General features: G+C 70.9%; 25 protein-coding genes and 2 pseudogenes. 13 read left to right on the forward strand and 14 right to left on the reverse strand.

The window, feature by feature from the left end; translation table 11 throughout:
* The first annotated feature begins 261 nt into the window (after nucleotides 1-261).
* Genes ACFXGX_RS12090 through ACFXGX_RS12110 form a run of 5 tightly spaced genes read left to right on the forward strand, consistent with a single transcriptional unit; the run spans nucleotide 262 to nucleotide 6,195 of the window.
* Nucleotides 262-3,384 carry a nitrate- and nitrite sensing domain-containing protein gene (locus ACFXGX_RS12090; RefSeq protein WP_384788567.1) on the forward strand — a complete coding sequence of 1,041 codons (3,123 nt, stop codon included), beginning with the start codon at nucleotides 262-264 and terminating at the stop codon, nucleotides 3,382-3,384.
* Nucleotides 3,381-3,881, forward strand: a complete 501-nt coding sequence (locus ACFXGX_RS12095) for a roadblock/LC7 domain-containing protein (protein WP_355764783.1) — start codon at nucleotides 3,381-3,383, stop codon at nucleotides 3,879-3,881. Before ACFXGX_RS12090 ends, ACFXGX_RS12095 begins: the two co-directional genes overlap by 4 nt.
* Nucleotides 3,881-4,291 (forward strand): DUF742 domain-containing protein, encoded by a 411-nt coding sequence (locus ACFXGX_RS12100; RefSeq protein ID WP_355764780.1) that lies wholly within the window; start codon nucleotides 3,881-3,883, stop codon nucleotides 4,289-4,291. The genes ACFXGX_RS12095 and ACFXGX_RS12100 overlap by 1 nt, the downstream gene beginning before the upstream one ends.
* Nucleotides 4,272-4,910: an ATP/GTP-binding protein gene (locus tag ACFXGX_RS12105; protein WP_384788572.1), complete on the forward strand. Its 639-nt coding sequence runs from the start codon at nucleotides 4,272-4,274 to the stop codon at nucleotides 4,908-4,910. The genes ACFXGX_RS12100 and ACFXGX_RS12105 overlap by 20 nt, the downstream gene beginning before the upstream one ends.
* A gap of 31 nt (nucleotides 4,911-4,941) precedes the next feature.
* Nucleotides 4,942-6,195 (forward strand): styrene monooxygenase/indole monooxygenase family protein, encoded by a 1,254-nt coding sequence (locus ACFXGX_RS12110; RefSeq protein ID WP_384788575.1) that lies wholly within the window; start codon nucleotides 4,942-4,944, stop codon nucleotides 6,193-6,195.
* A 76-nt stretch (nucleotides 6,196-6,271) separates the two neighbouring features.
* Here the strand turns inward: ACFXGX_RS12110 and ACFXGX_RS12115 are convergent, their stop codons facing one another.
* From ACFXGX_RS12115 to ACFXGX_RS12130, 4 genes are all read right to left on the reverse strand, one after another.
* Entirely contained in the window at nucleotides 6,272-7,426 is a 1,155-nt protein-coding gene (locus tag ACFXGX_RS12115; protein WP_384788578.1) for an NlpC/P60 family protein, read from the reverse strand.
* A gap of 109 nt (nucleotides 7,427-7,535) precedes the next feature.
* The gene (locus tag ACFXGX_RS12120; protein WP_384788581.1) at nucleotides 7,536-7,856 is read right to left on the reverse strand and encodes a hypothetical protein; all 321 of its coding nucleotides are present in this window, start codon (nucleotides 7,854-7,856) and stop codon (nucleotides 7,536-7,538) included.
* Between the two features lie 10 nt (nucleotides 7,857-7,866).
* Nucleotides 7,867-8,592 carry a TetR/AcrR family transcriptional regulator gene (locus ACFXGX_RS12125; protein ID WP_384788584.1) on the reverse strand — a complete coding sequence of 242 codons (726 nt, stop codon included), beginning with the start codon at nucleotides 8,590-8,592 and terminating at the stop codon, nucleotides 7,867-7,869.
* A 603-nt stretch (nucleotides 8,593-9,195) separates the two neighbouring features.
* Complete coding sequence (locus ACFXGX_RS12130; RefSeq protein ID WP_384788587.1) at nucleotides 9,196-10,125, reverse strand: diiron oxygenase; 930 nt, start codon at nucleotides 10,123-10,125, stop codon at nucleotides 9,196-9,198.
* Nucleotides 10,126-10,265: 140 nt separating this feature from the next.
* Between ACFXGX_RS12130 and ACFXGX_RS12135 the strand changes: the two genes are divergently transcribed.
* Nucleotides 10,266-11,369 carry a ferritin-like domain-containing protein gene (locus ACFXGX_RS12135; RefSeq protein ID WP_384788590.1) on the forward strand — a complete coding sequence of 368 codons (1,104 nt, stop codon included), beginning with the start codon at nucleotides 10,266-10,268 and terminating at the stop codon, nucleotides 11,367-11,369.
* A 105-nt stretch (nucleotides 11,370-11,474) separates the two neighbouring features.
* A complete protein-coding gene (locus ACFXGX_RS12140; RefSeq protein ID WP_384788593.1) occupies nucleotides 11,475-12,374 on the forward strand; it encodes an ADP-ribosylglycohydrolase family protein in 900 nt (299 codons plus the stop codon).
* Nucleotides 12,375-12,393: 19 nt separating this feature from the next.
* On the opposite strand, the pseudogene ACFXGX_RS12145 reads toward ACFXGX_RS12140, so the two are convergent.
* The 7 genes and pseudogenes from ACFXGX_RS12145 to ACFXGX_RS12175 form a co-directional block, all read right to left on the reverse strand.
* Nucleotides 12,394-12,600, reverse strand: a pseudogene (locus ACFXGX_RS12145) (DUF3291 domain-containing protein); the annotation flags it as partial.
* A 16-nt stretch (nucleotides 12,601-12,616) separates the two neighbouring features.
* A complete protein-coding gene (locus tag ACFXGX_RS12150; protein ID WP_384788596.1) occupies nucleotides 12,617-14,074 on the reverse strand; it encodes a penicillin-binding transpeptidase domain-containing protein in 1,458 nt (485 codons plus the stop codon).
* Nucleotides 14,071-15,447, reverse strand: a complete 1,377-nt coding sequence (locus tag ACFXGX_RS12155) for an FtsW/RodA/SpoVE family cell cycle protein (protein WP_384788599.1) — start codon at nucleotides 15,445-15,447, stop codon at nucleotides 14,071-14,073. Before ACFXGX_RS12155 ends, ACFXGX_RS12150 begins: the two co-directional genes overlap by 4 nt.
* Nucleotides 15,448-15,508: 61 nt before the next feature.
* Nucleotides 15,509-16,261 (reverse strand): SH3 domain-containing protein, encoded by a 753-nt coding sequence (locus ACFXGX_RS12160; RefSeq protein WP_384788603.1) that lies wholly within the window; start codon nucleotides 16,259-16,261, stop codon nucleotides 15,509-15,511.
* A gap of 71 nt (nucleotides 16,262-16,332) precedes the next feature.
* Entirely contained in the window at nucleotides 16,333-17,616 is a 1,284-nt protein-coding gene (locus ACFXGX_RS12165) for an ATP-binding protein (protein ID WP_384788606.1), read from the reverse strand.
* Nucleotides 17,613-18,440, reverse strand: coding sequence for a hypothetical protein (locus tag ACFXGX_RS12170; protein ID WP_384788609.1), 828 nt, complete (start codon nucleotides 18,438-18,440; stop codon nucleotides 17,613-17,615). Before ACFXGX_RS12170 ends, ACFXGX_RS12165 begins: the two co-directional genes overlap by 4 nt.
* A 390-nt stretch (nucleotides 18,441-18,830) precedes the next feature.
* Nucleotides 18,831-19,337 carry a protein phosphatase gene (locus tag ACFXGX_RS12175; protein ID WP_384788612.1) on the reverse strand — a complete coding sequence of 169 codons (507 nt, stop codon included), beginning with the start codon at nucleotides 19,335-19,337 and terminating at the stop codon, nucleotides 18,831-18,833.
* Nucleotides 19,338-19,436: 99 nt separating this feature from the next.
* Between ACFXGX_RS12175 and ACFXGX_RS12180 the strand changes: the two genes are divergently transcribed.
* Nucleotides 19,437-20,240: an NERD domain-containing protein gene (locus tag ACFXGX_RS12180; RefSeq protein WP_384788615.1), complete on the forward strand. Its 804-nt coding sequence runs from the start codon at nucleotides 19,437-19,439 to the stop codon at nucleotides 20,238-20,240.
* A 250-nt stretch (nucleotides 20,241-20,490) separates the two neighbouring features.
* On the opposite strand, the gene ligD is transcribed toward ACFXGX_RS12180, so the two are convergent.
* Nucleotides 20,491-21,372, reverse strand: a complete 882-nt coding sequence (gene ligD, locus ACFXGX_RS12185; protein WP_384788618.1) for a non-homologous end-joining DNA ligase — start codon at nucleotides 21,370-21,372, stop codon at nucleotides 20,491-20,493.
* 53 nt (nucleotides 21,373-21,425) lie between these two features.
* Here ligD and ACFXGX_RS12190 point away from each other — a divergent pair, with 53 nt between their 5' ends.
* Nucleotides 21,426-22,565, forward strand: a complete 1,140-nt coding sequence (locus tag ACFXGX_RS12190; protein WP_384788621.1) for a Ku protein — start codon at nucleotides 21,426-21,428, stop codon at nucleotides 22,563-22,565.
* 73 nt (nucleotides 22,566-22,638) lie between these two features.
* Here ACFXGX_RS12190 and ACFXGX_RS12195 read toward each other — a convergent pair whose 3' ends face one another.
* Complete coding sequence (locus ACFXGX_RS12195; RefSeq protein ID WP_384788624.1) at nucleotides 22,639-23,103, reverse strand: hypothetical protein; 465 nt, start codon at nucleotides 23,101-23,103, stop codon at nucleotides 22,639-22,641.
* A gap of 262 nt (nucleotides 23,104-23,365) precedes the next feature.
* Between ACFXGX_RS12195 and ACFXGX_RS12200 the strand changes: the two genes are divergently transcribed.
* From ACFXGX_RS12200 to ACFXGX_RS12215, 4 genes and pseudogenes are all read left to right on the forward strand, one after another.
* Nucleotides 23,366-23,737: a hypothetical protein gene (locus ACFXGX_RS12200; protein ID WP_384788627.1), complete on the forward strand. Its 372-nt coding sequence runs from the start codon at nucleotides 23,366-23,368 to the stop codon at nucleotides 23,735-23,737.
* 33 nt (nucleotides 23,738-23,770) lie between these two features.
* Nucleotides 23,771-23,968, forward strand: a pseudogene (locus ACFXGX_RS12205) (transposase); the annotation flags it as partial.
* Between the two features lie 94 nt (nucleotides 23,969-24,062).
* On the forward strand, nucleotides 24,063-24,449 hold the full coding sequence (locus ACFXGX_RS12210) for a hypothetical protein (RefSeq protein ID WP_384788630.1): 387 nt from the start codon (nucleotides 24,063-24,065) through the stop codon (nucleotides 24,447-24,449).
* Between the two features lie 175 nt (nucleotides 24,450-24,624).
* Nucleotides 24,625-25,083 carry a DUF2199 domain-containing protein gene (locus ACFXGX_RS12215; RefSeq protein ID WP_384788633.1) on the forward strand — a complete coding sequence of 153 codons (459 nt, stop codon included), beginning with the start codon at nucleotides 24,625-24,627 and terminating at the stop codon, nucleotides 25,081-25,083.
* A 400-nt stretch (nucleotides 25,084-25,483) separates the two neighbouring features.
* Here the strand turns inward: ACFXGX_RS12215 and ACFXGX_RS12220 are convergent, their stop codons facing one another.
* Entirely contained in the window at nucleotides 25,484-25,699 is a 216-nt protein-coding gene (locus ACFXGX_RS12220; RefSeq protein WP_384788636.1) for a hypothetical protein, read from the reverse strand.
* Between the last annotated feature and the right edge of the window lie 196 nt (nucleotides 25,700-25,895).

A 25,895-nucleotide genomic window follows, 5' to 3' on the forward strand; every position in this document is an offset into this window, starting at 1 on the left:
GAATGATCGACTCCGGCAAGACGTGGCGGCGAATACTGCCAAAGCCCGTCCCCGACGTCCAACCGGCCCGCCGCGCGGGCCGGTCGCGGGCGCCGGGGAGACTTGCCCGCCAACTCCCCTCCGATGTTCACTCCTTCGGGTGGCGGGTCAGATGATGCGGGACCACTGCCCACCGGCACTGGGAGGGTCGGGAGCCGTACCGGGCGTACGCCGCGATTGACGGGACGTCACCCGGGCCCCAAATGGGTACACGAGTCAGGAATGCGAGCACCGGTGCAGAAGACGCGGCCGAGGCGCACAGGCAAGAAGACGGCCTCCAACTCCACAGAGGGTGGCGCCGTCGGCGACGCCACCGACTCCACGGGCCGGGGCAGGACCGCCCACGTACGCAACCGGCTGATCGTGGCCGTGGCGGTCGTCGCGGCCGCCATCGCCGGAGCCGGCGCGCCCATGGTGCTGTCCGCCTCACAGCAACTGAACGACTCCCAGAACCTGGTGACGCTCGCCGAGCGCACCCAGCAGGCGCTGACCCTCGCGCACGCGCTGGCCGACGAGCGCGACGAGGTCACCTCGTACGTCGCCGCCGGCAGGCCCCAGGCCAAGGCCCCCTCCGAGAAGCGCAGCGCCCTGGTCGACCGGCAGGTCGACGAGCTGCGCGCGGACGCGGACGCCCCCGCCGCCCTGCTCAAGGACCTCGACGGCATCGCGACGCTCAGGCGAGCGGCGCTCACCGGCAAGAGCACCGCTCTCGAAGCGCACCAGTCGTACTCCGACGCCATCGCCGAGCTCCACGCCCTCGCCGAGGACCTGGCCGACCGGATGCCGCCCCGCGCGGGCTCCGGCGCGCACTCCCTCGCCGAGCTGGACGCCGCCGTCCAGCAGTCCGCCGCCGCCCGCGGACTGCTCCTGGCGGCCCTCGGCATCCCCCACACCACGCAGAGCGTCTACAACCCGGTCACGGGTCTGACGAGCACCACGAACGTCTCGTCGGCCGCCGACACCAAGCAGCGCGACGCGCTGAGCACCGCCGCACAGCAGGCGCGCCTCCGCTCCGACGCGGCCATCGCGGACTTCCGCGAGACCGCGCCCAAGCAGGCCGTGACGTCGTACGACTCCACGGTCACCGGCCCCGACGTCGGCTCCGCGGAGAAGTACCTGGCGAACCTCACCGGGCAGTCCACGCTCTCCGACTCCACGCTCGGCACCAACACCAAGAAGCTGGACGCGGCCCTGTCCGCCCGCATCGAGCTGATGCGCGGCGCGGAGGCCTCCCTCAACGACCACCGCACCAAGGACCTCGCGAAGCTGCGGGACGACGACGTCACCGCGCTGGAGCTGCGCGTCACCCTCCTCGGCGTCCTGATGCTCGTCGCGGCCGGCATGACGACGGCCATGGCCCGCAGCCTCACCCGGCCGCTCGCCGTCCTGCGGCTCGGCTCGGCCCGGCTCGCCGCCGACCCGGCGTCTCCGGAACCGGTCAAGTTCACCGGCCGCAACGACGAGTTCGCCCAGGTCGTCCGCTCCGTCAACGCGCTGCACCGGCACGTGACCATGCTGCACGAGCGGAACACCACCCTCGAAGGCGACCGCAAGCACCTCATCGGCCAGCGCCAGCAGATGGCCGACGAGCGCGACCGGCTGCGCGGCGAACTCGCCGAGGCGGCGGCCCACCTGGAGCAGGTGCGCGGCACCATCCACAGCACCTTCGTGAACCTCGCGCTGCGCACCCTCGGCCTCGTCGAGCGTCAGCTCGGCGTCATCGAGGGCCTGGAGGAGCGCGAGCAGGACCCGGACCGCCTCTCCACCCTCTTCAAGCTCGACCACTTCGCCACCGTCATGCGGCGGCACAGCGAGAACCTCCTCGTTCTCGCGGGCGCCGAGCACGTCCAGCATCACGCGGGCCCGGTCCCGCTCATCGACATCGCACGGGCCTCGGTCAGCGAGATCGAACGGTACGAACGGGTACGGATCGCCGCGCTGCCCCCGCACGCGCACATCGCCGGGTACGCCGCCGACGACATCAGCCACCTGGTGGCCGAACTCCTGGAGAACGCCACCTCGTTCTCGCCGCCCGACGTACCCGTCGAGGTCTCCGGCTGGCTGCTGGAGAGCGGTGACGTGATGCTCTCCGTGCAGGACGAGGGCATCGGCATGACCGACGACCGGATGAGGCACCTCAACGCCCGCCTCTCCGAGTTCGACCCCGAGGACACGTACGACCAGGAGAGCGGCGAGGGACTCGGCCTCGGCCTGTACGTCGTGGCCCGGCTCGCCCACCGGCACGGCGTACGGGTGAAGCTGCGCGAGCAGAAGCAGGGCGGGGTGGCCGCCGTGGTCGTCCTCCCGAAGACGCTGCTCGCCGCCGCCCCGTCGTCCACCGTCCCCGCCTCCGTCCGGCTGGCCGGCGGCGCCCCCGCGGTGGCCCTGCCCGGAGCGGACGCCGAGGCCAACTCCAACGTGCTGCGCGGCCGTTCGATCCTGCGCGGCTCCGTGACGGCCTCGGCCGACGCCGGGGACCCGCTGATCGCGGCGGCCGAGGCGACCATTCAGGAATCCGCCACCGAACCGGAGACGGTTCCCGGGCCGGCGCCGGCCCCCGAGCCCGGGCCGGCCGCTCGGATCCCGGCGCCCCGCGAGCCCGAGCCGGAGCTCAGCTCCGAGACGACGATGGAGCTGCTGCTCCCGGAGCTGGCCCCGGAGGTCCCCGCTCCGGCCGCGGCCGGGGAACCGACCGGCACGATCGACGCACCCGCCCCGGCCACCTTCGAGGCGCTTGAGGCGCCCGGGACGCCCGGAACCGTCGCCGAGGTACTCACGGACGCTGTCACCGGCACCACCGGCACCACCGGCACCACCGGCACCACCGGCACCACCGGCACCACCGGCACCGCCCACGCCGTCGGCACCACCGGCATGACCGGCGTCGTTCCGCACCCCAGCGGTACGCCCGCGGATCCGGCGGCCGCCGACCCGTACGCCATCGGTCCCGACGACCACGAGCGTGTCTCCGAAGACCACGAGCGTGTTTCCGACGACCACGAGCGTGTCGCCGACGAACACCCCAGGCTCACCGACAAGGGCCTGCCCAAACGCACACCGAAGATCTCCGCCCCCGCCGCCGCCCCGCGGCCCCGCGCGGGCGGCGTTGACGCTGAGGCCCTGCGCCGCAGGCTCGGCGGGTTCCACCGGGGTGCGATCGAAGGCCGTCGCGACGTGGAGGCCGAGATCGCCGACCGGACGGCGGAGACCCCCACGCCCGAGGGACGGACCCCGCCGGCCCCCACACCCGCACACGCGCCCGCAGGATCCGCGCCCACCGGGCACCAGCCCAGCGCACAGGACGTGAAAGCACCTGGGGGCACCGTCGAGGAGGCAAGCAGTTGACCGCGACCAGTACCTTCGGCCTGAGCAGCGAAGCACGTAACCTGCACTGGCTTCTGACCAATCTCGTCGAGGAGGTGCCCGGCCTCCAGTCGGTCGCGGTCGTCTCCTCCGACGGCCTGCTGCTGCTCTCCTCCGACCCCGGCCGCAACGCCGAGGCGAGGACGGCCGACAGCGCCAGGCCGACCGGACCCAAGGGCTCCGCGGCCGACCTCGCCACCATCGTCTCCGGCATCGGCAGCCTCACCCTCGGCGCCGCCAAGCTGATGGACAACGGCGGCGTCAAGCAGACCATGGTCGCGATGGACGAGGGCAGCCTCTTCGTCATGGCGATCAGCGACGGTTCGCTGCTCGGCGTGCACGGCTCCGCGGACTGCGACATGAGCGTGGTGGCGTACCACATGGCGCTCTTCGTCGGCCGGGCCGGACACGTCCTGACCCCCGAGCTGCGCATCGAGCTCCGAAAATCCCTCGAGGCCGACGCCCCCGGGAGCGCCTGATGACCGTGTCGAACGGCGTCAAGAAGCTTCCGGTCCGCGGCGGCGACCGCAAGCCCGCCCGCGTACGCCCCTATTCGCTCACCGGCGGACGGACGCGCTTCGGCCACGTCCTGCTGGTGGAGACGTTCGTGGCCGCGCTGGACGCGCCCGAGGCGCGCAAGGAACTGACCAACGGCTCGCTCACCACCCGGGTCATGCCCGAGATGCGGGCCATTGTCGAACTCTGCCGCCGGATGCGAACGGTGGCCGAGATCGCCGCGCTTCTCAGGATGCCGCTGGGAGTGGTCCGCGTGCTCTTGAGTGATCTGGCGGACCAGGGAAAGATCCGCGTGTACGGAACAGGCCACGGCCCGGGACAGCCCGACCGTGCCCTGCTGGAAAGGGTGCTGAGTGGACTCCGTCGTCTCTGACGCCGAACCTGGCGTCGCTCCCCTCCTCGACGATGAGGAGAATCTGCAGGCCTGGCAGACGGACCGCACGCGCGCGCCGATCGCCACGAAGATCGTGGTGGCCGGCGGCTTCGGCGTCGGCAAGACCACGCTCGTGACGTCCGTCTCGGAGATCACGCCTCTCCAGACGGAGGCGCTGATGACCCGGGCCAGTGAGGAAACCGACGACCTCTCGGGTACGCCGGACAAGCTGACCACCACCGTGGCCATGGACTTCGGGCGCATCACGCTCGACGACGACCTGGTGCTCTACCTCTTCGGCACGCCGGGCCAGCAGCGGTTCTGGTTCATGTGGGACGACCTGGTGCGCGGCGCGATCGGCGCGGTGGTCCTCGCCGACACCCGCCGCCTCTCGGACTGCTTCCCGGCGCTCGACTACTTCGAGAGCTGCGGGCTCCCGTACGTCGTCGCCGTCAACCACTTCGACGGAACGGACGAGTTCGAGCCCGACGATGTGCGCGAGGCCCTCACGGTTCCTCCGCACATACCTGTCATGATCATGGACGCGCGCCGCAAGATCTCGGTCGTCGAGACCCTGCTCGCGCTCGTCGGCCACGCGCTCGAAGTCAGCCCCGAATAGGGACGCCCGACTCCTAGGAGAAGCACCCCGCATGCGGAAGATACTCGTCGTGGGAGCCGGCCAGTCCGGCCTCCAGCTCGCCCTCGGACTCCAGTCGCAGGGGTACGAGGTCACCCTGATGTCGAACCGGACGGCGGACGAGATCCGTTCCGGCCGGGTCATGTCGACGCAGTGCATGTTCGACACGGCGCTCCAGCACGAGCGCGATCTTCAGCTCAACTTCTGGGAGACCCAGGCCCCGAAGATCGAAGGGCTCGGGGTCTCCGTCGCGGTCCCCGGCTCGTTCGACCCGGGTCCCTCGCAGCGCGCCATCGACTGGGTGGGCAAGCTCGACGGCTACGCGCAGTCGGTCGACCAGCGGGTCAAGATGGCCGGCTGGATGGAGACGTTCGCGCAGCGCGGCGGCCAGTTGGTCATCCACGGTGCCGCGGTCTCCGACCTCGACTACTTCTCCCGCGCGTACGACCTGGTGCTGGTCTCGGCGGGCAAGGGCGAACTCGTCTCGATGTTCGGCCGTGACGCCTCCCGCTCCCCGTACACCGAGCCGCAGCGCGCCCTCGCGGTGTCGTACGTGCACGGCCTGGGCCCGCGTCCGGAGCACCCGGACTACGACGCGGTCCGCTGCAACCTGGTCCCCGGCGTCGGCGAGCTCTTCATCATGCCGACCCTCACCACGTCGGGCCGCGCCGACATCCTCTTCTGGGAGGGCATCCCCGGCGGCCCGCTGGACGCCTTCAACGGCGTCAAGGACCCCTCCGAGCACCTCGCCCTGACCCTGGAACTCATGGAGCGGTTCACGCCCTGGGAGTACGCGCGCGCCACCAACGTCGAACTGACCGACGCGGGCGGCACGTTGTCCGGCCGGTACGCCCCCACCGTCCGCAACCCGATCGGCCGTCTCCCCGGTGGCGGACTGGTCCTCGGTGTCGCCGACGTCGTCGTGGCCAACGACCCGATCACCGGACAGGGCTCCAACTCGGCCTCCAAGTGCGCCGCCGCCTACCTCGCCTCGATCGTCGAGCAGGGCGACAAGCCCTTCGACGAGGAGTGGATGCAGGCGACGTTCGACCGCTACTGGGACACCGCGCAGCACGTCACCAAGTGGACCAACGCGATGCTGGGCGTCCCGCCGGAGCACGTGCTCAACCTGATCGGAGCGGCGGGCCAACTCCCGCCCGTGGCCGACCGCTTCGCCAACGGCTTCAACAACCCGGCCGACTTCGAGAACTTCTTCTTCGACCCCGAGAAGACGAACGCCTACCTGGCCTCGGTCGCCGGGGCCTGACACTCCCACAGCCGCCCGCCCCTCAAGCGGGGTGGGGCGGCGACGGACCCACGTATCCCCCCGAGCGGGACCGGCACTACCCCGTCACGGTGGCCGGTCCGGCCGAGGCGAAGCCCTCGTCGGATCCGTCCGCTCCGTCCGTGGCGTGCTCGGGGAGCTCGGGCGGGGTGTACCGCCGCAAGGGTTCCCCGTCCGGGTCCGGGCGTACGGCGCCGAGCAGGGGGTTGGCCGCGATGGGGGACACCTTGATCTTCGCCCCGGGTCGCGGCGCCTGCACCACCATCCCGTCGCCCAGGTACATGGCGACGTGCGTGGCCTCGGGGAAGTAGATCACCAGATCGCCGGGACGCAGCTCGTCCAGCGGGACTCTCGGAAGTTCGGCCCACTGCTCCTGGCTGGTGCGGGGGATGGGCCGGCCGGCCTGCTCCCAGGACTGTGACGTCAGCCCCGAGCAGTCATAGGCCTTCGGGCCCTCCGCACCCCATTCGTACGGCTTCCCGATCTGCTCGACGGCGTAGCGCAGCGCCTCCTCGCCCTCCCGTGTGGGCGGACGCACGCTGCTGAGGGAGCCCGACGCCATGATCTTCTTCTGGGCCGCGTCGGTTCCCGACTTCTCCACCCGGCCCATTTCGGCGAGCTGTTCCGCGGTCAGCGAGGCGAGCAGCCGCTCCACGTCGTCAAGGCGCTCGCGCACCTCGTCCCGTTCCTTCTTCTGCCGTGCGGCGAGGGAGAGCTGTCCGTCCAGTGCCTTGCGGGCCGCCCGCGCGAGCCCGTCGGTCCGCTTCTCGCCGCCCGCGACCCGCCGCACGGTCTGGGCCCGCTCCAGCGACAACTGCCCGATCAGGTGCCCCTGGTCGAGGGCGTGCTGCGGATCCCGGGCGAGCAGCAGGCGTACGTACGGGGAGATCTCGTCGCCCCCCTGGTACTGCTGCCGGGCCAGCCGTCCGGCGGCGATCCGGCTGTCCTCCAGCGACAGGCGGGCCCGGGCGAGGCGGGCGTCGAGCCCGGCGACCTCCGCGCGCTGCTTCTTCAGCTTCTCGGCGGTGCCGTTGTACGTCTCGGTGGCACGTTCGGCGTCCCGGTAGAGCCGCTGAAGGTCCGTCAGCAGCGAGGCGACGGACTGCCGGGCATCGGAACCGGGCTCGGGTGCGGCCATCACGGGTGCGGAGGGGAGCAGGGCCCCGACCGCCACGGCCCCCGTACAGACCAGACGCAGAAGCCTTCCTGACATGACATCACCTCCGGTGCCGGGGTGGCCCGTCCACCACCCGTCTCGCACCGGAAGGATCGGGCCGCCGCACCCCGGGCGCCCGCCGGGAGAGCGCTTCGGCCCAAGAACCTCACTCGTCGGCGTTGCCGCCCGGCGTGGCGCCGCCGGGGCCCCCGCCCTTGTGCATGCCAGGAGACCAGGGCAGCTTGAACCGGCGTCCCGAGGCGTCGCCCTCGGGGTCGTACTCGTACTTCCACCCCTGATGCAGTCCGAGCCGCTTGCTGGTGGCCGCCTGGACGCGCCGGTAGACGACCACGGTGGACGAACCGCCGTCGACGCCGGGCACCGGGACGCGGTACGTCTTCGGCGGGTGCCCGGTGATCCCGAGCAGGACCGGCAGGACGCGCCCGTCCAGCGGGCCGCCGACAAAGGGAGTGTCTTCGCTCTTCACCGGACCAGTGTCACAGCAGGTGGGCCGCATTCTCGACAACGGGCAGCATCCGCCGGACCAGCGCCCCCGCGATGCCGTCGGGGCGCTCCATCACGAGCGCGGCCCGGACCACCGCCGCGGTCTGCGGATCACTCCCCGCGCTCGCCGCCAGCGCCGCCGTGAACTGCTCGACGAGCCAGTCCCGCAGCTCGTCCAGCGGCGGTTCCTTGTCCTCGTCGAGCCAGATCAGCGAGGCGGCCTCCACGGCCGTGATCCACATCCGTACGGTCATCCGCAGCCGGGGCCCGGGATCCTTCACCGCAAGATGATCGAGGATGTGCTCCGCCGCCGCCCGGCGGACTCCGTCGACTATGGCCGTGGTCCGCGAGGTCTCGATGACACTGCCGCCCTGCAGCAGGGCGCTGAATCCCGCGTCGTGCTGATCCACGAACGCGAGGTACCGGTCGAGGGCCCTGGAGAGCCGCTCGGTCAGGGGCCCCTCGGCGGGCTCCGCGAAGCACTGCTCCAGCTCCTCGGCGGCGGACCGCAGGGCGGCCTCGTACAACTGCTGCTTGCCGCCCGGAAAGTACCGGTACACGAGCGGCCGCGACACCCCGGCCGCCTCCGCCACATCGTCCAGCGAAACGTCCTCGGGCACTCGCTGGGCGAACAGGGACAGCGCGGCTTCGAGCAGTTGACTGCGCCGCTCCTCGACACTGAGCCGACGGTAGGCGGGGGTGGAAGCCTGCGAGGTCATGTCGGGCAGCGTAACCGCCCAGCCGTACAGACCCACGTACAGCAGGAAACGACCGAAGGGGACGGCCCGGCCCCCGCACAGCCCGCAGCCGCCCGGGTCTGGACCAGGCCCATGCCGGTGAGCCCCGCGCCCGCAGGCCCCCACCCGCCGCCCGGGGCTCGACCAGGCCCAAGCCGGTGAAGGCCCGCTGCCGCAAGCCCCCCGGCACCACCCACTCGCCCGCAGCCGCCGTACAACGCGAGGGGACGTGCCGGTACATCAAATGCCCGCAGGCCGGACGGATCATCACCCGGGCCCACTTGGAAACGCGGCCGGGATCCGTTCGGATGCGGGCGGATGCACCGGCGCGGCCCCGCCCCCGCGGAAGGCCCGGCGCCCCTCCCCGGGCCCGGGCCCCGCCACGAAGGCGAGTCGAGTCCTGAGCCGCCCGGAATCAGCCGAGACCCGCCCGGAATCGACCGGCCCCCACCCGGAGCACCCCGCGACCCCCGCAGCCCCCGCGACCCCCGCGACCCGTGCGCCCCCCGCGACCTCCGCGACCCGCGCGGCAGGCGCGACCCCGTGACCCGTGCGACCCCCGCGACCCGCGCGGCAGGCGCGACCTCAGGCCAACAGCCCCGACGACTTCCACAACCGCCGCCCGGCCCCCCGCAACACCCCGATCTCGTCCAGGAAGTCGGTCAGCTTCTTGGCCCCGGTCTGCATCACGTCCCGCCGATGCCCACTGGCCTTCACCTGGGCCAGAGCCTCACGCTTGTCGAGCCCGACGTTCGTGTAGACCTCGGGATTGACGAAGGCCACCGAGAACACCCGGGCGAACTCGCCCGAGGTGACCCGGGTGAACTCCTGCGACCACCGCGGAGCGGTCAGCATCTGCCGCCGCAACTCCTCCCGGGCGTACCGGACATGCCGCGCCTCCTCCACGACGTGGATCCGCGTGACCCCCCGGACGAGGGTCTGCACCCGCTCGTCCGGGAACGTCAGCCGCTGCATCCAGTCGAGGATCTCCTCGCCGAGCAGCGTCGCCGTGAACGACCCCGGAGTGGTCGAGATGGTCTTGAACAACCGGCCCAGATTCAGATGCGCCCGGCTCACCGGGTAGTGCGGCGTGCCCCCGCGCGTGATCAGCCGAGCGAACATCTTCGAGTGCCGGCACTCGTCCTCGATCTCCGTCAGCGCGTACCGGACGTGCGCGCTCGTCGCCGCCTTGTCGTAGATGTGCCGCACCAGCAACTGCATCAGGATGATCTCGAACCAGATGCCCAGCGAGGCCAGCGCGGCCGCCTCGTGCCGCGACAGCGCGATCCGCTGCTCCTCGCCCATCTTCCGCCACAGCGGAGTGTCGTACAGCGACACCAGCTCGGGCGGCCAGAACCACTTGCCCTCCTCGAAGGGCGCGTCCCAGTCGAGCTCCTTGTCGGGGTCGAAGGAGTGCTTGGCGGAGGAGTCGAGGAGGCGCTCGGCCACCTGCTCCCGGTCCTTGAGCAGACCGAGCGCGTCACGGAGCACATCGGCTTCGGGCACCGTCGTCATGGCTGTTCCCACCTCGTCGTACGGGATCACTTCAGAAGTTACCGGCGGTCACAACTTATGAGACTGCTTGTCAGTAAGCTCGTCAATCCCCTGTGCCGGACTTGTTGACGACACGTCTACTCCGTGTGAGCCTGCGATGTATGCCGACGCATGAGCTGTACGCCGCGGACTCGGGAGATCCCCTCTGGCAGATACCGGCCTCGGGGGCGGCCCGCTTCAACTGGGAGTACGACGACGGTCGTGACCGGCTGCTCGCCCTCTACCAGAAGGGCAAGGACAAGCAGTGGGACGGCCAGAAACGCATCGACTGGAGCCTGGAGGTCGATCCTGAGGACCCGCTCGGCACCCCGGACGAGGCGCTGACCCTGTACGGCACCCCGTACTGGGCGAAGATGACCGACCGCGACAAGAGCGAACTGCGCAAGCACTACGCGTCGTGGCAGTTCAGCCAGTTCCTGCACGGCGAGCAGGGAGCGATGGTCTGCGCCGCGCGGATCGTGGAATCGGTGCCGGACCTCGACGCGAAGTTCTACTCGGCCACGCAGACCATGGACGAGGCCCGGCACGCGGAGGTCTACGCCCGCTTCCTGCACGAGAAGATCGGGATGCTGTACCCGATCAACGACAACCTCCAGTCCCTCCTCGGCGACACGCTCCGCGACGCGCGTTGGGACATGCCCTACCTGGGCATGCAGGTCCTGATCGAGGGACTGGCGCTGGCCGCCTTCGGGATGATCAGGGACACCACCGACAAGCCGCTGCCGAAGCAGATCCTGTCCTACGTGATGCAGGACGAGGCACGCCATGTCGCCTTCGGCCGCATGGCCCTGCGCGACTACTACCGGCAGCTCTCCGACGCCGAGCTCCGCGAACGCGAGGAATTCGTGATCGAGGGCTGCTACTTGATGCGGGACAGGCTGCGCGGGGTCGAGGTCCTGGAGAACTTCGGGATCCCCAGGGCGGAGGCCGAGGAGTTCAGCGAGAACTCCGAATTCCTGCACCTTTTCCGCCAGTTGCTCTTCAGCCGCATCGTGCCGTGCGTCAAGGACATCGGCCTGTGGGGCGAACGCCTCCAGCGGGCCTATGTGGACATGGGCGTCTTCGAGATGGGCAACTCCAACCTCGACCTCCTGATGGCACAGGACGAGGAGATGGCCGAACAACTGGACGCGGAACGATTCGCGGCCGAGGAACGGGACCGCGTCGCGGAGATAGGGACGACGATCGACGAGGGCCGCGCCTGACGGCGCCGCAGGCATCGAACCGCCCCCTGCCTCTCACTCACCGGCCCGGGGATCACGCTCGAATTGGCCTCCCCGTACCCACCTCCGACCCGGGATGATCCCCTCATGACCCCGTCGATCACCCCGAACCGCACAGCCGCCCGACGCAGCCTCGAAGGCCTGGCCCTGGGCGACGCCTTCGGGGAGCGCTGGTTCCCGCTCTTCAGGGACCGGCTCCAGGCCTACGAGGAGATCCGCGCCCGGCAGACCCCACAGGAGCCCACCTGGCACTGGACGGACGACACGGCGATGGCCCTCGGCATCATGAGGGTCCTCGACGAGTACGGCGAGATCCGGCAGACCGAGCTGGCACAGGCGTTCGCGCTGGCCTTCGACGCGGACCCGGCCCGCGGGTACGGCCGCGGCATGTGCGAACTCTTGCCGAGGCTGGTCCAGGAGCCGCACAGGTGGCCCGAGTCGGCGCGCGGCCTGTTCGGCGGCGAGGGGAGCCTCGGCAACGGCGCGGCGATGCGCGTCGCTCCGCTGGGGGCGTGGTTCCAGGCGAGCCTGCCGGCCGTCGCGGAGCAGGCCGCGTTGTCGGCCGAGGTGACGCACGCGCACCCGGAGGGCATCGCGGGCGCGGTCGCGGTGGCGACGGCGGCCGCGTTGTCCGCCCGGGGCGAGCAGGACCTCGCGGCCGTCGCGGCGGCCACCCCGCGGAGCGCTGTCCGGGACGGCCTCGAAAGGGCGGCGGACCTCTCCTTCTCCACCGCTCCGTGGAAGGCCTCGGACATCCTGGGCAGCGGTCAGCGAGTACGGGCCGACGACACCGTTCCCTTCGCGCTCTGGTGCGCCGCCCGGCACCCCGACGACCTGACGGCGGCGCTCTGGAGCACGGCCGAGGGCTTCGGCGACATCGACACGACGTGCGCGATCACCGGCGGGATCGTGGCGGCCCGCACCGGTGTCGACGCGGTCGCCGCCGACTGGCTGAGCCGCAGCGAGGCGGTCCCCGGAGGCGCCTGACCCGGCGCTCGCGAGCCGATCACGGCCACGGAACCAGGACGTCCGGCCCCGAGGGATCGGAGCCGTCCACGGCCCCCGGCGGGACGGAGGTCCGCAGGCTGAAGGCGTGCGGGGTGGGTCCGTGTCCGCGTAGGTGCGGCAGACGGGACTCGGCGTCGGCGACCGTCGGGCGGTGACCGGCCGGGACCCACCACAGCGCGGTCAACGCCTCCCCCATCCGCTCGAACCTCCCCCGGGAACCCTCAACTCCCCAGCACCGCCTCCATCACCCCCCGGGCGATCGGCCCCGCGAACCCGCCCCCCGTGATGTCCCCGCGGTTCGCCGCCGCGTCCTCGACGACCACGGCGACGGCCACCGCGGGCTCCACGGAGCCGTCGGCACGGGCCCAGGAGATGAACCAGGCGTACGGGGTGCCGGAGTTGCCGATGCCGTGCTGGGCGGTGCCGGTCTTTCCGCCGACGGTGGCACCGGGAATGGCGGCCACGGTTCCCGTGCCCTTCTCCACCACGTCGGTCATCAGTTCCCTCATGCGCTCCGCGGTGGACGCGCTCATCGCCTGGTGGAGGGTGCGCGGCCCGGTGGTGGCCAGCGTCGCGCCACTGCGCGAGGCCGTCCGCTCCACCAGGTAGGGCGTCTTGACCGAACCGTCACCCGCGACGGCCGCGGCGATCATCGCCATCTGCAACGGCGTCGCCCGTGTGTCGAACTGGCCGATGGAGGAGAGCCCCAACTGGGCCTGGTCGAGCCGCAGATCGAAGTTGCTGGGCGCCACGGAGAACGGGATGCGCAGCTTGCGGTCGTTGAAGCCGAAGTTCGCCGCCGTCCTCGTCATGCCGTCGAGCCCGATGTCGACGCCGAGCTTCGCGAACACCGTGTTGCAGGACCAGGTGAACGCGTACCGCAGGGAGGCGTCCTCGCAGCCCTCGATCTCGTTGGTGAGCCTCGTCGTGGTGCCGGGGAGCCGGTACGGGTTCGGCGACCTGGTCGGCGCGTCCATGTCCTCGACGACCCCGGAGTCCAGCGCCGCCGCGGCGGTCAGCACCTTGAACGTCGACCCCGGCGGATACGTCTGCCGGACGGCCCGGTTGAGCATCGGCTTGTCGGCCCGGGCGTTCAGCCTCGCCCACGCCGTGGACGCGGCCGCCCCCGTCCCGGACAGCGGGGCGGGATCGTACGACGGGGTGGAGACCAGGGCGAGGATCCGCCCGGTGGACGGCTGGATCGCGGCGACGGCGCCCCGGCGACCGTCGAGGCCCTCGTAGGCGGCCCGCTGCGCGACCGAGTTGAGGGTGGTGACGACGCTGCCGCCGGCGCCGCGGGCCCGGGTGAGGCCGTCCAGCAGGGGGAGCGGGGCGAGCATCGGGTCGCTGCCGGAGAGGATGCCGTCCTCGGTGCCCTCCAGCAGGGTGGTCCCGTAGAGCTGTGAGGCGAAGCCGGTGACGGACGCGTACAACGGCCCGTCCAGGTAGGTCCGTTCGTAGCGGAACTGCTCGCCGGTGTCCTTGGAGCCGGTGACCGTGCGGCCCTCGACGACGATGTTCCCGCGCGGCTGGCCGTAACGGGCGATCGCCGGACGGCGGTTGGCGGGATTGCGGTCGTACGACGGGGCCTGGACGACCTGGACGCGGGCGGCGTTGACCAGGAGGGCCACGAGCAGCATGGCGCACAGTCCGATGGCCCGGCGGATGTACTTGGTCATGGCGCGGGTGTCCCGTCGTACTGACCGCGGGCGCAGTCGCTGATCCGGATCAGGAGGGCGACGATGATCCAGTTGGTGACGACGGACGAGCCGCCCTGCGCGAGGAACGGCATCGCCATGCCGGTCAGCGGGATCAGCCCGGTCACCCCTCCCGCGATGACGAAGACCTGGAGCGCCACGATCGAGGCGAGACCGATCGCGAGGAGCCGGCCGAAGGGGTCGCGCAGCGAGAGGCCCGCGCGGTAGCCGCGCTCGACGAGGAGGGCGTAGAGGAGGAAGACGGCGGACAGGCCCGCCAGCCCGAGTTCCTCGCCCGCGGTCGCCAGGATGAAGTCGGACTTGGCGGCGAACCCGATGAGGACCGAATGGCCGAGCCCGAGGCCGGTGCCGAGCATCCCGCCGGCGGCGAACGCGAAGAGGGACTGGGCGAGTTGATTGGGTCCCTGGCCCGCGGTGATCGAGGCGAACGGGTCGAGCCAGTCCTCCACCCGGCTGTGCACGTGCGGTTCCAGGCGGCCGACGGCGACTGCGCCGACGGAGGCGAGCAGCAGCCCGACCGCGATCCATCCGGTGCGGCCGGTGGCGACGTAGAGCAGGATCACGAACAGGCCGAAGAAGAGCAGCGAGGTGCCGAGGTCCCGTTCCAGGACCAGGACCAGGACGCTGAGCAGCCAGATCGTCACGATCGGGCCCAGTACGCGGCCGGTGGGCAGTTGGAGCCGCCGGAACCGCCAGATCTGGCGGCCGCTGTAGGCGAGCGCGTTGCGGTTGGCGGCGAGGTAGCCGGCGAAGAAGATGGCCAGCAGGACCTTCGCGAACTCGCCCGGCTGGATGGAGAATCCGGCGATCCGGATCCAGATGCGGGCGCCGTTGACCGCCGGGAAGAAGATCGGCAGGACGAGCAGGGCGAGCGCGCCGACCACCGACACATACGTGTAGCGCTGGAGGACGCGGTGGTCGCGCAGGCCGAGCACGACGACGATGAAGAACGCGACGCCGAGGGTCGACCAGACGAGCTGGATGGGGGCCGCCTGGTCGTGCGGGGTCTCCAGGTCGAGCCGGTAGATCAGCACCAGGCCCAGTCCGTTGAGGAGGACGGCGATGGGCAGCAGCAGCGGATCGGCGTACGGGGCCCGCAGGCGTACGGCGACGTGGGCGAGGAGCGCGAGCACGCCGAGCCCGGCGCCGTAACCGGCGGCGCCGGGCGGAACGGTGCCGTGCTTGGCGAGGCCGACGGCGCAGTAGCCGTACACGCAGAGCAGGACGGCGACGACGATGAGGGCGAGCTCGATGCCACGGCGCCTGGGGAGGCGTTCAGCGGGTGGGGCCGGGTCCGCCACCACGGCCGTTCCGGACATTCCGGGCTGGATCATGTCCGGAACGTAGCAAGCGGGCGACCCGATGTCCCGTTATGGGGCGACGGAGCCCCGGGTGTCAGCACCAGCGGGGGACCGGGCCGATGTTGTCGATGTAGCGCGCGGCGCCCCAGGCCCAGGTGCCGTCCGTGAGGAGGTACCAGAGCGGGTTGCCGTCGACGGTCTCGCCCGGCGTCTTGCAGAAGATGGAGACGATCTCCCCCTGCCGCGCGACCCGGATGAGCTGGCTGCCGCGGGTCGGGGAGCTGCGCAGGGCCAGCCCGCCACGGGCGGTGACCCGGCCCTGGTACAGCTGCTGGTTGTTCTGGTTGTTCTGGTTGTTCTGGCTGTGCTGGTTGCTCTGGCTGTGGTTGTTGCCGTTGCCGTTGGGGTTGGGGTTGGGGTTGCCGTTGGAGTTGGCGTTCCCCGGTTGGCGGCCGCCGCCCCCGTCCCCGCCGCCCCCACCACCGTTGTTCCAGTTCTGATTACCGCCCCCGCCGTTGTTCCAGTTCTGGTTGCCGCCGCCACTGTTGTCCCAGGTGCTGTTGCCGCCTCCGCCGTTGTCCCAGTTCTGGGTGCCCCCGCCGTCACCGTCGCCGCCGTTGTTCCACGACTGGCCCCCGGCGTCGCCACCCCCGCCGTCGCCACCGCCGCCCCCGTCGTCGCCACCGTTGTTCGCCTGGTGACCGCCGGTGCCGTCGCTCCACTGGTGGTTGTCACTGCTTCCGGTGCCGCCGTCGTTGTCGGCGAGGGCGGGGGTGGCACCGGCGAGGGCGAGGCTGCCGGCGGCTAGGGCCATACCGATTCGGGTGTATGTGGACCGCAGGGACATGGAGGGCTCCTCCAGGAAGGGGGCGAAGCTGACTTATCGCCACATTAGGAGCGTGAGCCGGGGAGCGCAGTTCACAGTCCGCCATCGGAGACGCCCGGCTCCCGCCGCCCGTCCTGAGGGAGCGTCAGTGTCGCCACCGCTCCGCCGTCCGGGGCGTTGGCGAACTCCAGACGTGCCCCCAGGACCTCCGCCTGGCCGAGCGCGATGGTCAGGCCGAGCCCGTGCCCCGTCGCGCCGCCCTCGGTACGGAAGCGCTGCGGGCCGTGCTCCACGAGGTAGCCGGGGTATCCGTCCCCGTGGTCCCGTACGGTGACGACCGGGCCGTTCAGGGTCAGCACCACCGGCGCCCTGCCGTGCTTGTGGGCGTTCGCCACCAGGTTCCCCAGCACGCGCTCCAGCCGCCGCCGGTCGGTCTCCACCCGTGTGCCCCGCACCACGCGGACCGCGGTGTCGGTCCCCGACGCGCGCACCACCCGTTCGGCCAGCGGCACCAGCGGTTCCGAGTCCAGCTCCAGACGCTCACTGCCGGCGTCCAGCCGGGAGATCTCCAGCAGGTCCTCGGTGAGGGTGCGCAGCGTGGCCACCCGGTCGCGCACCAGCTCCGTCGGCCGCCCCGGCGGGAGCAGTTCGGCGGCCGCGTGCAGCCCGGTCAGCGGAGTGCGCAGCTCGTGCGCCACGTCCGCCGTGAAACGCTGCTCGCTCAGCAGCTTGCCCTGCAACGACGAGGCCATCGTGTCGAGCGCGTCGGCGACCGCGGCCACCTCGTCCTGCGGACGCGTCGGATCCTGGGCGCGCGGGTCGTTGACGCGCGCGTCGAGGTCGCCCGCGCTGATCCGCCGCGCCACGCGCGCCGTCGCGTGCAGCCGGCGCGTCACCCGGGTCACCGCGAACACCCCGACCAGCAGCGTCACGCCGATCGCGAGGGCCGAGGACCACACGATCGCCCGGTCCAGGGCGTCGATGGCGTGCGCACCTTGGGCGTAGTCGAACCGGACGGCGAGCGCGCGCCCTCCGCCGGCGGGCCCGGCGGCCCACATCGTGGGGTGCGTGTCGTGCTCGCCGACCATCGTGCCGCGCTTCCCGTCCTCCGCCAGCTCGCGCAGCCGCGCGGGCAGCCCGGGAGGGTCGACGCCCGCGTCCGGCGGCAGCCGGTCGCCCGCCTCGTAGGCCGTCGTGACGTCGGCGAGCCGGTCGAGCGCGCGGTCGCGGGCCTCGCCGACGGTCTGGTCGGTCACCGAGACATGCACGAGGACACCGAGGAGGGCGACGAGACAGCAGCACATCACCGCGATGAACGCGGCCGCCTTCCACGTGAGGGTGGCGGTCCAGCGCGGCAGACGCAGCGACCGCCTCATGGAGCGCTCGCGGCCGGAGAGAGGGCAGGGGACCGTGCCGGGGGGACCGTGGGGGAGGCCTGGCGTGCGGAGGGGGATCGTGCCGGGGCGGGTGAGTCCGTCGGTGTCGACGGTCCGACCCGCAGGATCTCGTCACGGGTCGCCAGCATCGCGTTCTGGTGCGGGTCCCAGGACCAGACCGTGCGGAACTCGTATCCGGGCAGGGTCGAGGGCGAGCGGATGATCACGTCGCGGCCCGCCAGTTCCACGCTGACGACGCTGTCCGCGGTCCCCATGACCTGCACCAGCCGGTGGTCGAGGAACGTGTACACGCGCACCGCGAGCTGGTGGGCGGGGAAGCGGATGCCGAGCACCATGTCGGCCTTCCCGTCGCCGGTGAGATCGCGGTAGTACGCCCGGAGGACCGGGCATTTCCTGCCCCGCGCGCCCGGTTTCCCGCAGTCCTTCAGCAACCGCGCCGTCTCGGCGTACGCCGCGTGCGGTCCGGTGTACTCGTCCGGATGGGCCGCGACCTGGGCGCGTACGACCGTCACAGGGTCCAGCGCGTGGATGTCGTCGTCGGGTGCCGCGACGCCCTTGACCGTCTCGGTGTCCGCCTCGCCGTAGTCGATCGCGGGTGTCGCGGCGGGCGGAAGCTGCGGCCACAGCCGGGTCGGGCCGATCGCGGTGGGGGTCGCGCCGGCGCTGTGCAGAGCCCCGGTGTCGCCGCAGCCGGCCAGGGCTGTCGCCAGGAGGGCGGCGATGGCGCAGAGGAGAGCACGAGCGGTCCGGCCGGCCCCGCCGGTCCGGCCGGACCGGCGGGGCCCGCCGGTATGACCGGCCACCCGGGACCGGAGGCGGAGCCCTCGCGCGAGGCGGCTGTGGATCACTGGGCTCCCGGGTCCGGGCGGCCCCGTCCGCGGGCGCTGCCGCGCCGCCTACCGCACGAGACCGGCGAAGGAGAAGGAAAGGAGGCCGTCCGAGGGGTGCCCGCCTCGAACGGGCACACCCCGGGCGACCGGGCACGACACGGGGCGACCGACCACCCCGCACCCCTTATTCATACAGAAATCCTTTTTGTTCGCACGCATGGAACGGCCCGGCGGGGCCGCCCGGCCCCTCTCCTGCCCGCGGGAGACCCCGCTCCGGCCCCTGCTCAGCGTCTCCCCGCCCCCTCCGTCCCCGCGCCTCCCTCGGGTCTCCTCCGTCCCCGCGTCCCCGCGTCCCCTCCGTGTCTACTCCGCGAGTTCCTCGAGAAGGCGTGCCGTGGGGAGCCCGGCCCGCAGGTACTCCACGAACAGTTCGTTGTGCAGCGCCCAGGGCGAGCGCCGGGCCCGGATCAGCCGTATCGCGTCGTCGGCGGTGTGCCCCGCCAGGATGAGCGCGTGCGCGACGACCAGCCCCGAGCGGTTGTACCCCTGGAGACAGCGGACGAGCACCTGGCGCCCGTCCTCCAGCGCGTCGTCCGCGGCCCGCGCGAGCCGCATCACCCCGGTGAGCTGCGTACCGTCCAGCGGCCCGTCCGGTATCGGCCACACATGATGCTCGACCCCCGGATCGGGCCCGTGCCCCGGCTGCCGCAGCAGCGTCAGGACCAGGTCGAACTCATCGTGTACGACGGCGGATTGCCGTTGTCCCGAACGCCCCGCGAACTCGTGTCCGCCCATCCACAGGCCGGGCACGATCTCACTCCACGGGCTGTCCGGGGCCGGAACATCCGGATATCTTCTGCGAGTTCGCAACAGCGCCTCCCACCCAACCGCCCCAACTCCTGCCAAAGGTAACCGGGTTCTTGCCCCTGGAGCACCCCGCCTGTTCCCATGGTCATGGGGTGATGGCTCATGAACGGACTGCGCGTCGTACCGGCCCGGCGGCACGGACAGGAGCGCCTGTACGTGTGCCTGACCGACGGCAGAAGCGTCGCCTGGTACGACCGTGACACGGCCAGGGTCAATCTGCTCAGCGAGGACCGGCGCGAGGACGTGCTCGACGTTCTGCGCCCGTTCCTGACCGGCCCGGTGACCGTCGGACCGCCGCCCGTCCCGACCTCGGCCGAGCTGGCCCGGCTGGCCCTCCACCCCGACGACGACCTCGCGCCCAACCGGCCCGGCGAGGCCCTGGTGATCGACCTCGACCGGGATCCCGGCCCGGCGCACTGGCTGCGCCCCGACCCGCGCCGCCGCGCGCTCGCCGCCGAGCAGGTCGTCGGTACGGCGCTCGACCGGATGGAAGGAGGCGGCCGGCACACCCTGCACTCGATCCCGCTCCCGGGCGGCGACCGCATCCACCACCTGCTGATCGGCCCCGCCGGCCTCTTCTGCCTGCACGTCCTGCCCGTCCACAAGCAGCGCGTCCTGGTCACCGACCCGATGGTCACCGTCGGCCGCCACGAAGCGCGCCCGCTGCTCCGCCGGGTCCGCGCGGACGCCGACCGCGCGTCGCATGCCCTGACCGCCGAGGTCCACGCCGTCCTCGCCGTGGTCGGCCCCGCCCGCCTGGACGTCCCGGCGCCTTCGCGCGAGGTCCGCGTCCTGCGGGACACCGACCTCGCGAGCCTCACCCGGCTCGGCGGTGTGCTGAAGCCCGCGGACGTGGAGGCCCTGTACGCGCTGGCCCGCGACCGGCACACGTGGCTCAGCGTGTGAACGCCGGCCGCGTCCTGCCGGACCGTGGACACCGCGCCGCACCCGGCACCCCCCGCACCCGGCACCCGCCCCACCCCTGGTGTTTCGTTCACGGCAGCGGGCCGGCACGCTCCCTTCAAGCCCTTCAAGCCCTTCAAGCCCTTCACGGCAGCGGGCCGGCACGCTCCCTTCAAGCCCTTCAAGCCCTTCACGGCAGCGGGCCGGCACGCTCCCTTCAAGCCCTTCAAGCCCTTCAAGCCCTTCAAGCCCTTCACGGCAGCGGGCCGGCACGCTCCGCGTCGAAGAGCGGCGCCAGGAGATCACCGAAGTCCTGGACTCGGGGCGGGATGTCCGCCGCCTGGAAGGCCAGTCGGTCCGGAGACCCGCAGTCCTCGACCTCCTCCCAGGTCACGGGAGCGGACACCGTCGGCTCCTCCCGGGCCCGTAGCGTGTAAGGGGTGGCGGTCGTCTTGCGGCCGGCGTTCTGGCTCCAGTCGACGAACACCTTTCCCGGCCGCAGGTTCCGCGTCATCCGGTGAACGACCCGCCGCGGCAGCGCCCTCTCCGCCTCCACGGCCAGCTCCTTCGCGTACGCGCTGACGTCGGCGGACGGCGTCGGCGCGACGGAAGCCAGCAGATGCAGCCCCTTCGACCCGGACGACTTCACGTACGCCTCGATCCCGTCGGCGGCCAGCCGCTCGCGCAGCCACAGCGCCACCTCGCAGCACTCCACCACCGTGGCCGGGGCCCCCGGATCGAGGTCGAAGACGATCCGGTCGGCGATCCCGGGCGTGCCGATGGTCCACTGCGGTGTGTGGAACTCCGTCACGAGGTTCGCCGCCCACATGAGGGAGGCCAGATTCTGGACGAGGACCATGCGCGCGGGCCCCTCCGTGCGCGGAACCTCGGCGGTGGTGACCCAGGCGGGTGTACCGGGCGGCACGTTCTTGGTGAAGAAGACCTGCCCGTCCGGCCCGTCGGGATAGCGCAGGAAGGAGACCGGACGGTCCAGCAGATGGGGGAGCAGTACGTCCGCGACCGTGGCGTAGTAGTGCAGCACCTCGCCCTTGGTGAATCCGGTGGCCGGATGGAGGACCTTGTCCAGATTGGTGAGCGCGAGCCTCCTGCCCTCCACCTCCGTTATCGGCGTCATACGATGACAATCCCACGAAAACGGCACAAACCTTGCTCAAAGTGATCGGAAGGGTGCTGCACGTGCGATCCATCTGGAACGGCGCCATCTCCTTCGGCCTGGTGAGCATCCCCATCAAGGTCATGAACGCCACGGAGAGCCACGCGATCTCCTTCCGGCAGATCCACCTCGACGACGGCGGCCGCATCCGCTACCGCAAGGTCTGCGAGCTGGAGGACAGCGAGGTCTCGTCCGCGGAGATCGGCAAGGCGTACGAGGACGTGGACGGAACCCTGATCCCGATCACGGACGAGGACCTGGCCTCGCTGCCCGTCCCGACCACCCGGACCATCGAGATCGTGGCCTTCGTCCCGGCGGAGCGCATCGACCCACTCCAGATGGACACGGCGTACTACCTGGCGGCGAACGGCGTCCCGGCCGCCAAGCCGTACATTCTGCTGCGCGAGGCCCTCAAGCGCAGCCAGAAGGTCGCCGTGGCGAAGTTCGCGCTGCGGGGGCGGGAGCGGCTCGGCATGCTGCGGGTCGTCGACGACGTGATCGCCATGCACGGCCTGCTCTGGCCGGACGAGATCCGGGCCACCGACGAGGTCGCCCCCGACACCGCCGTCACGGTCCGCGACAAGGAACTCGACCTGGCCGACGCCCTGATGGACACCCTCGGCGAGGTCGACCTCGAAGACCTGCACGACGACTACCGCCAGGCCGTGGAGGAACTCGTCACCGCCAAGGCCGAGGGACACGAGGCACCCGCCGCTCCCGCCGGGGACGAGGACGGTGGCAAGGTGCTTGACCTGATGGCGGCCCTGGAGAAGAGCGTGCGCGCGGCCAAGGAGTCGCGCGAGGACACCACCGGAACCGGCGAGGACGCCCAGGTCACCGAACTGCCGTCGGCGTCCGGCAAGGCGCGGGCCCGGGGGCCGGCCCGTACGGCACCCAAGGAGGTCGGCGGAAAGAAGTCGACGTCGACGGCTAAGAAGACGACGGCTAAGAAGACGACGGCGAGGAAGTCGACGGCGAAGTCGGCGGCGGCGAAGCAGACGCCCGAGAAACGAACGGCGAAGTCGACCACGGCGGCGAAGGATTCGACTTCCCGGACGACGGCCAGGAAGACAGCCGCGAAGACAGCCGCGAAGACGGCCACGAAGAAGACGCCGGCGAAGAAGACGACATCGCGCAAGCGAGCGTCGGCGTGAGGACGACAGACCGAGGGGTGCCGAGGGGTGCCGAGGGGTGCCGAAGGGTGCTGGGAGGCCGCCGCTACCACCGTCACCACCCCGGCAGATGCACGAGAACGCCGCTCACCAGAAGGAGCGAGGCGATCTGAGCGATCCCCCATGAGAGGCGGTAGCTGAGCGTCCGGTGATTACGGACCTCCAGCAGCCGGGGGAAGATCTCCTGCGGATGTTCCAGGTCGTACGTGTCGGTCCAGTGCACGGAGACGACCATCAGGCTCAGTGCCCCGGACAGGCCACTCGCGACAAGCGCGGCGACCAGGAGCGCCGTGGAAGCGGCACCCCCGGGAAGAATGGTCAGGACGACGGTGGCGGCCGACACGAGGAATCCGTCGTAGCCCAGCAGCACCTGAGCCTTGGAGTCCAGCACGCTCAGGCACCCGTAGAGATAGTCGTGGGCGTACATGTCCTGCGGTTCGGGCTGGAGCCTCTTGAGCGCCTCCAGATGGGTCCGGGACTGAGGCCCCTGGAAGATCCCTTGTCGTAACCAGGACCGCATCCCGCCTCAACTCCCCGCGAATCGCCACCACTTCCCCCGGACGAGCATGCCCACCTGACCGCGGGATGCCCGCACACCACCGCACACGTGCGCCCTCACTACGGCGACGTCGGTAGATCGCACTCCTGCATGCGGAGGACCCGGCGACGGCGGGCCGAGGGATGAGCGGAGCGCGCACGCCACCACCCCGCCCCATCGGTTGATAGCCGCCCCGTCGGCTCATAGTCACCCGGGACGGAAGAACCGGGGGCAGGATGACCTCATGACAAAGCAGCCCGTACGGCAGGCCGGTGGCCCCTCCCATGGTTCGGTGCTCTCGTTGTGGTCGAAGGACTCCGTCCTGTCGATCGGCTCGGTAGGTTCGGTCCTGTCCGTGGGCTCAGTGGGGTCGGCCTTGTCGGTGGGCTCGATCGGAAGCGCCCTGTCGATCGGCTCGATCGGCTCCTCCCTGTCCCTGATCTCGGCCGGCTCCTGGCTGAGTACGGGCTCGGTACTCTCCGCCCAGTCGAGCTGGTCGGTCCTCTCCTGGCGCTCGTCCCGCGCCTTCCTGACCGCAGGAGCGCTGGGCGCCGCGACGGCAGCCGCGGTGCTCCTACCGCACCTGCTCCACAAAACCCGCCCGACCACGCCGTAGCCGAACGCGCGCGGCCACGGTCCGGGACAGCGGCTGGTGCCGGACGAGTTGTGGGAGCTGTTCCAGCGGGTGGCGCCGGAGGCGCCCACGCGGCTTCAGGGTGGTGGTCGGCGAAGGCACGGTGACCGTGAAGTGCCGGCCGCGATCGTGTCCGTGGCGACATCGGGCGGCACATGGCAGCAGCTGCCCGCGGCCTCCTTCGGGTCGTCCGGGCGGGCAAGTGGTCGGCGGCCGCGGGCGTTCTTCGGGTGCCTGTACTACGCGACCGGGCGAGGCGCATGACCGGCGGAGGCTGAAGCAGCGGGCCCGGGGCGAGGTGCGCATCGTGCCGATTCCGCCTCCGCTGGTGCGGCTGCTGCGCGAGCACTTGAAGGAGTTCGGCACGGTGAAGGACGGCCGGCTGTTCTTCACCGTGCGAGGCAACGAGATGCCAGCCTCCTCGTACTTGCGTGCATGGAAGCAGGCGCGGGAACTTGGGCTCGTCCCCGATCAGGTGTCCTCGGTCCTCGCCTTCCGGCTGTACGACCTGCGTCACGCGGGAGTTTCTCAGTGGCTCAACTCCGGTGTCCCGGCCCTAAGGGCCGCCGCTCGCGCGGGCCATTCGGTGGACGTCCTTCTGAAGATCTACGCCAAGTGCATCGATGGCCAGGAGCAGGAGATGAACGACCGGATCATGCAAGGACTGGGGGAGGAGGACGACCTCACGGACTGACACAACCACATGACCGCTGAACGGGAACCCCGGGCCGCCTCTGGTCCGGGGTTCCGGTCTGTCGACGTGCGGTCGGACGATCGGATGTCATGGGCGTCTGGTTAAGCTCCCGGCCATGGCGAAAGATCTAGGCTTCACCTGCTCATGTTGCGGGGAGTACCACGCGGAGCTTCCGATGGGTTACTCGACCACGGCCCCTGACGTCTGGCACGAGCGCTTCGCGGGCGATCTCGACAGCATGCTCTCCAGTGACCAGTGCATCATCAAAGGCCAGCACTACTTCATCAAGGGCCTGATCGAGATACCGGTGGTCGGCAGGGAAGACCCCTTCTCCTGGGGCGTCTGGGTCTCCTTGAGCCGGGACAGCTTCGCCCGAGCCCTGGACATGTGGAACACCCCTGGGCGTGAAGCCGAGAAACCGTACTTCGGCTGGCTGACCACTGAGCTGAGTCTGTATTCGCCCAGCACGCTCAACCTGAAGACGAACGCTCACACCCGTCCCATCGGCCAGCGTCCCTTCATCGAGCTGGAACCCACCGATCATCCCCTCGCAGCCGATCAGCGGACCGGTATGACGTACGAGCGCGTGCGCGAGATTGCGGAGGCGGTCCTCCACCCCGGCGACAACGCGTGATCCGAGTTGCATGACCGGTGCGCCCTCGGTCCACGCCGTGACTCTCAGAGGACCGCGGAACAGCTGCTGACCTGCCGTGAAGTCCCTCAAGATCAACACGTCTTACAACGTGATCACTGGCAAACGGCTGCTTTCGGCGGCATCCGCCTGCGCATGGCCGTAGATACGCGAAGACCCCGGCCTCAGCTTTTCCGCTGGTGACGGGGTCTTTGGGCACCTCATAAGGGTTGCCCCCGGCAGGATTCGAACCTGCGCACACGGCTCCGGAGGGCCCTTCAGGCTTCGGTAAAGACGCTGGTCACACGGACGAAACCAGTGGGTTGAGCTCACGGCGTCCACGAATGGTCCACGGCCTGGCGCCGCTAACTGCGCCAGGCCATGCGCTCAACCACGGCTCCTCTCAGAGCAGGAACCAGTAGTTCCCGCCCGCGACACCGACAGCCGCAGCCAGGAGCATGAGGAACGCCGGCGACACCGACAGAGACACGGACAGGTCGAAATGCTTGCCGACGGACACGCGAACATGCCGGGGGGCGGCAGCCTGGCGAGCCTGGGCCTGGAGGCCAGCCTGGCTGCTCTGGCTCGCGTTGACGGACGTGTCATGCTGGTGGTTCATAGGTAACCCCCTTCGTGGTGGGGCGTCGCCGCCCTCGCGGCCTACCAACCTGATGACGGCGACGCCCCCGCCCACCCCGCCTGCTTGTGCAGAAGAGGACAAAAAAGGGGCCCCCCACCGGTGAAGGGCGGGGGGGGGCCCGCAATATAAAGATATCGTTTCCAGGTAAACAATAATTTGTCAAAAACCCCCCCAT

It is taken from the genome of Streptomyces sp. NPDC059371 (genome assembly GCF_042751995.1).
In the GTDB taxonomy this organism is placed as follows: Bacteria; Actinomycetota; Actinomycetes; order Streptomycetales; family Streptomycetaceae; genus Streptomyces.

What these genes read in the sequence shown, in the direction of transcription:
- ACFXGX_RS12090 (WP_384788567.1), top strand. Translation starts at nt 262, where the DNA reads ATGCGAGCACCGGTGCAGAAGACGCGGCCGAGGCGCACAGGCAAGAAG.
- ACFXGX_RS12100 (WP_355764780.1), top strand. Translation starts at nt 3,881, where the DNA reads ATGACCGTGTCGAACGGCGTCAAGAAGCTTCCGGTCCGCGGCGGCGAC.
- ACFXGX_RS12110 (WP_384788575.1), top strand. Translation starts at nt 4,942, where the DNA reads ATGCGGAAGATACTCGTCGTGGGAGCCGGCCAGTCCGGCCTCCAGCTC.
- ACFXGX_RS12115 (WP_384788578.1), bottom strand. Translation starts at nt 7,426, where the DNA reads ATGTCAGGAAGGCTTCTGCGTCTGGTCTGTACGGGGGCCGTGGCGGTC.
- ACFXGX_RS12125 (WP_384788584.1), bottom strand. Translation starts at nt 8,592, where the DNA reads ATGACCTCGCAGGCTTCCACCCCCGCCTACCGTCGGCTCAGTGTCGAG.
- ACFXGX_RS12130 (WP_384788587.1), bottom strand. Translation starts at nt 10,125, where the DNA reads ATGACGACGGTGCCCGAAGCCGATGTGCTCCGTGACGCGCTCGGTCTG.
- ACFXGX_RS12135 (WP_384788590.1), top strand. Translation starts at nt 10,266, where the DNA reads ATGCCGACGCATGAGCTGTACGCCGCGGACTCGGGAGATCCCCTCTGG.
- ACFXGX_RS12140 (WP_384788593.1), top strand. Translation starts at nt 11,475, where the DNA reads ATGACCCCGTCGATCACCCCGAACCGCACAGCCGCCCGACGCAGCCTC.
- ACFXGX_RS12150 (WP_384788596.1), bottom strand. Translation starts at nt 14,074, where the DNA reads ATGACCAAGTACATCCGCCGGGCCATCGGACTGTGCGCCATGCTGCTC.
- ACFXGX_RS12155 (WP_384788599.1), bottom strand. Translation starts at nt 15,447, where the DNA reads ATGATCCAGCCCGGAATGTCCGGAACGGCCGTGGTGGCGGACCCGGCC.
- ACFXGX_RS12160 (WP_384788603.1), bottom strand. Translation starts at nt 16,261, where the DNA reads ATGTCCCTGCGGTCCACATACACCCGAATCGGTATGGCCCTAGCCGCC.
- ACFXGX_RS12165 (WP_384788606.1), bottom strand. Translation starts at nt 17,616, where the DNA reads ATGAGGCGGTCGCTGCGTCTGCCGCGCTGGACCGCCACCCTCACGTGG.
- ACFXGX_RS12180 (WP_384788615.1), top strand. Translation starts at nt 19,437, where the DNA reads ATGAACGGACTGCGCGTCGTACCGGCCCGGCGGCACGGACAGGAGCGC.
- ligD (WP_384788618.1), bottom strand. Translation starts at nt 21,372, where the DNA reads ATGACGCCGATAACGGAGGTGGAGGGCAGGAGGCTCGCGCTCACCAAT.
- ACFXGX_RS12195 (WP_384788624.1), bottom strand. Translation starts at nt 23,103, where the DNA reads ATGCGGTCCTGGTTACGACAAGGGATCTTCCAGGGGCCTCAGTCCCGG.
- ACFXGX_RS12200 (WP_384788627.1), top strand. Translation starts at nt 23,366, where the DNA reads ATGACAAAGCAGCCCGTACGGCAGGCCGGTGGCCCCTCCCATGGTTCG.
- ACFXGX_RS12215 (WP_384788633.1), top strand. Translation starts at nt 24,625, where the DNA reads ATGGGTTACTCGACCACGGCCCCTGACGTCTGGCACGAGCGCTTCGCG.
- ACFXGX_RS12220 (WP_384788636.1), bottom strand. Translation starts at nt 25,699, where the DNA reads ATGAACCACCAGCATGACACGTCCGTCAACGCGAGCCAGAGCAGCCAG.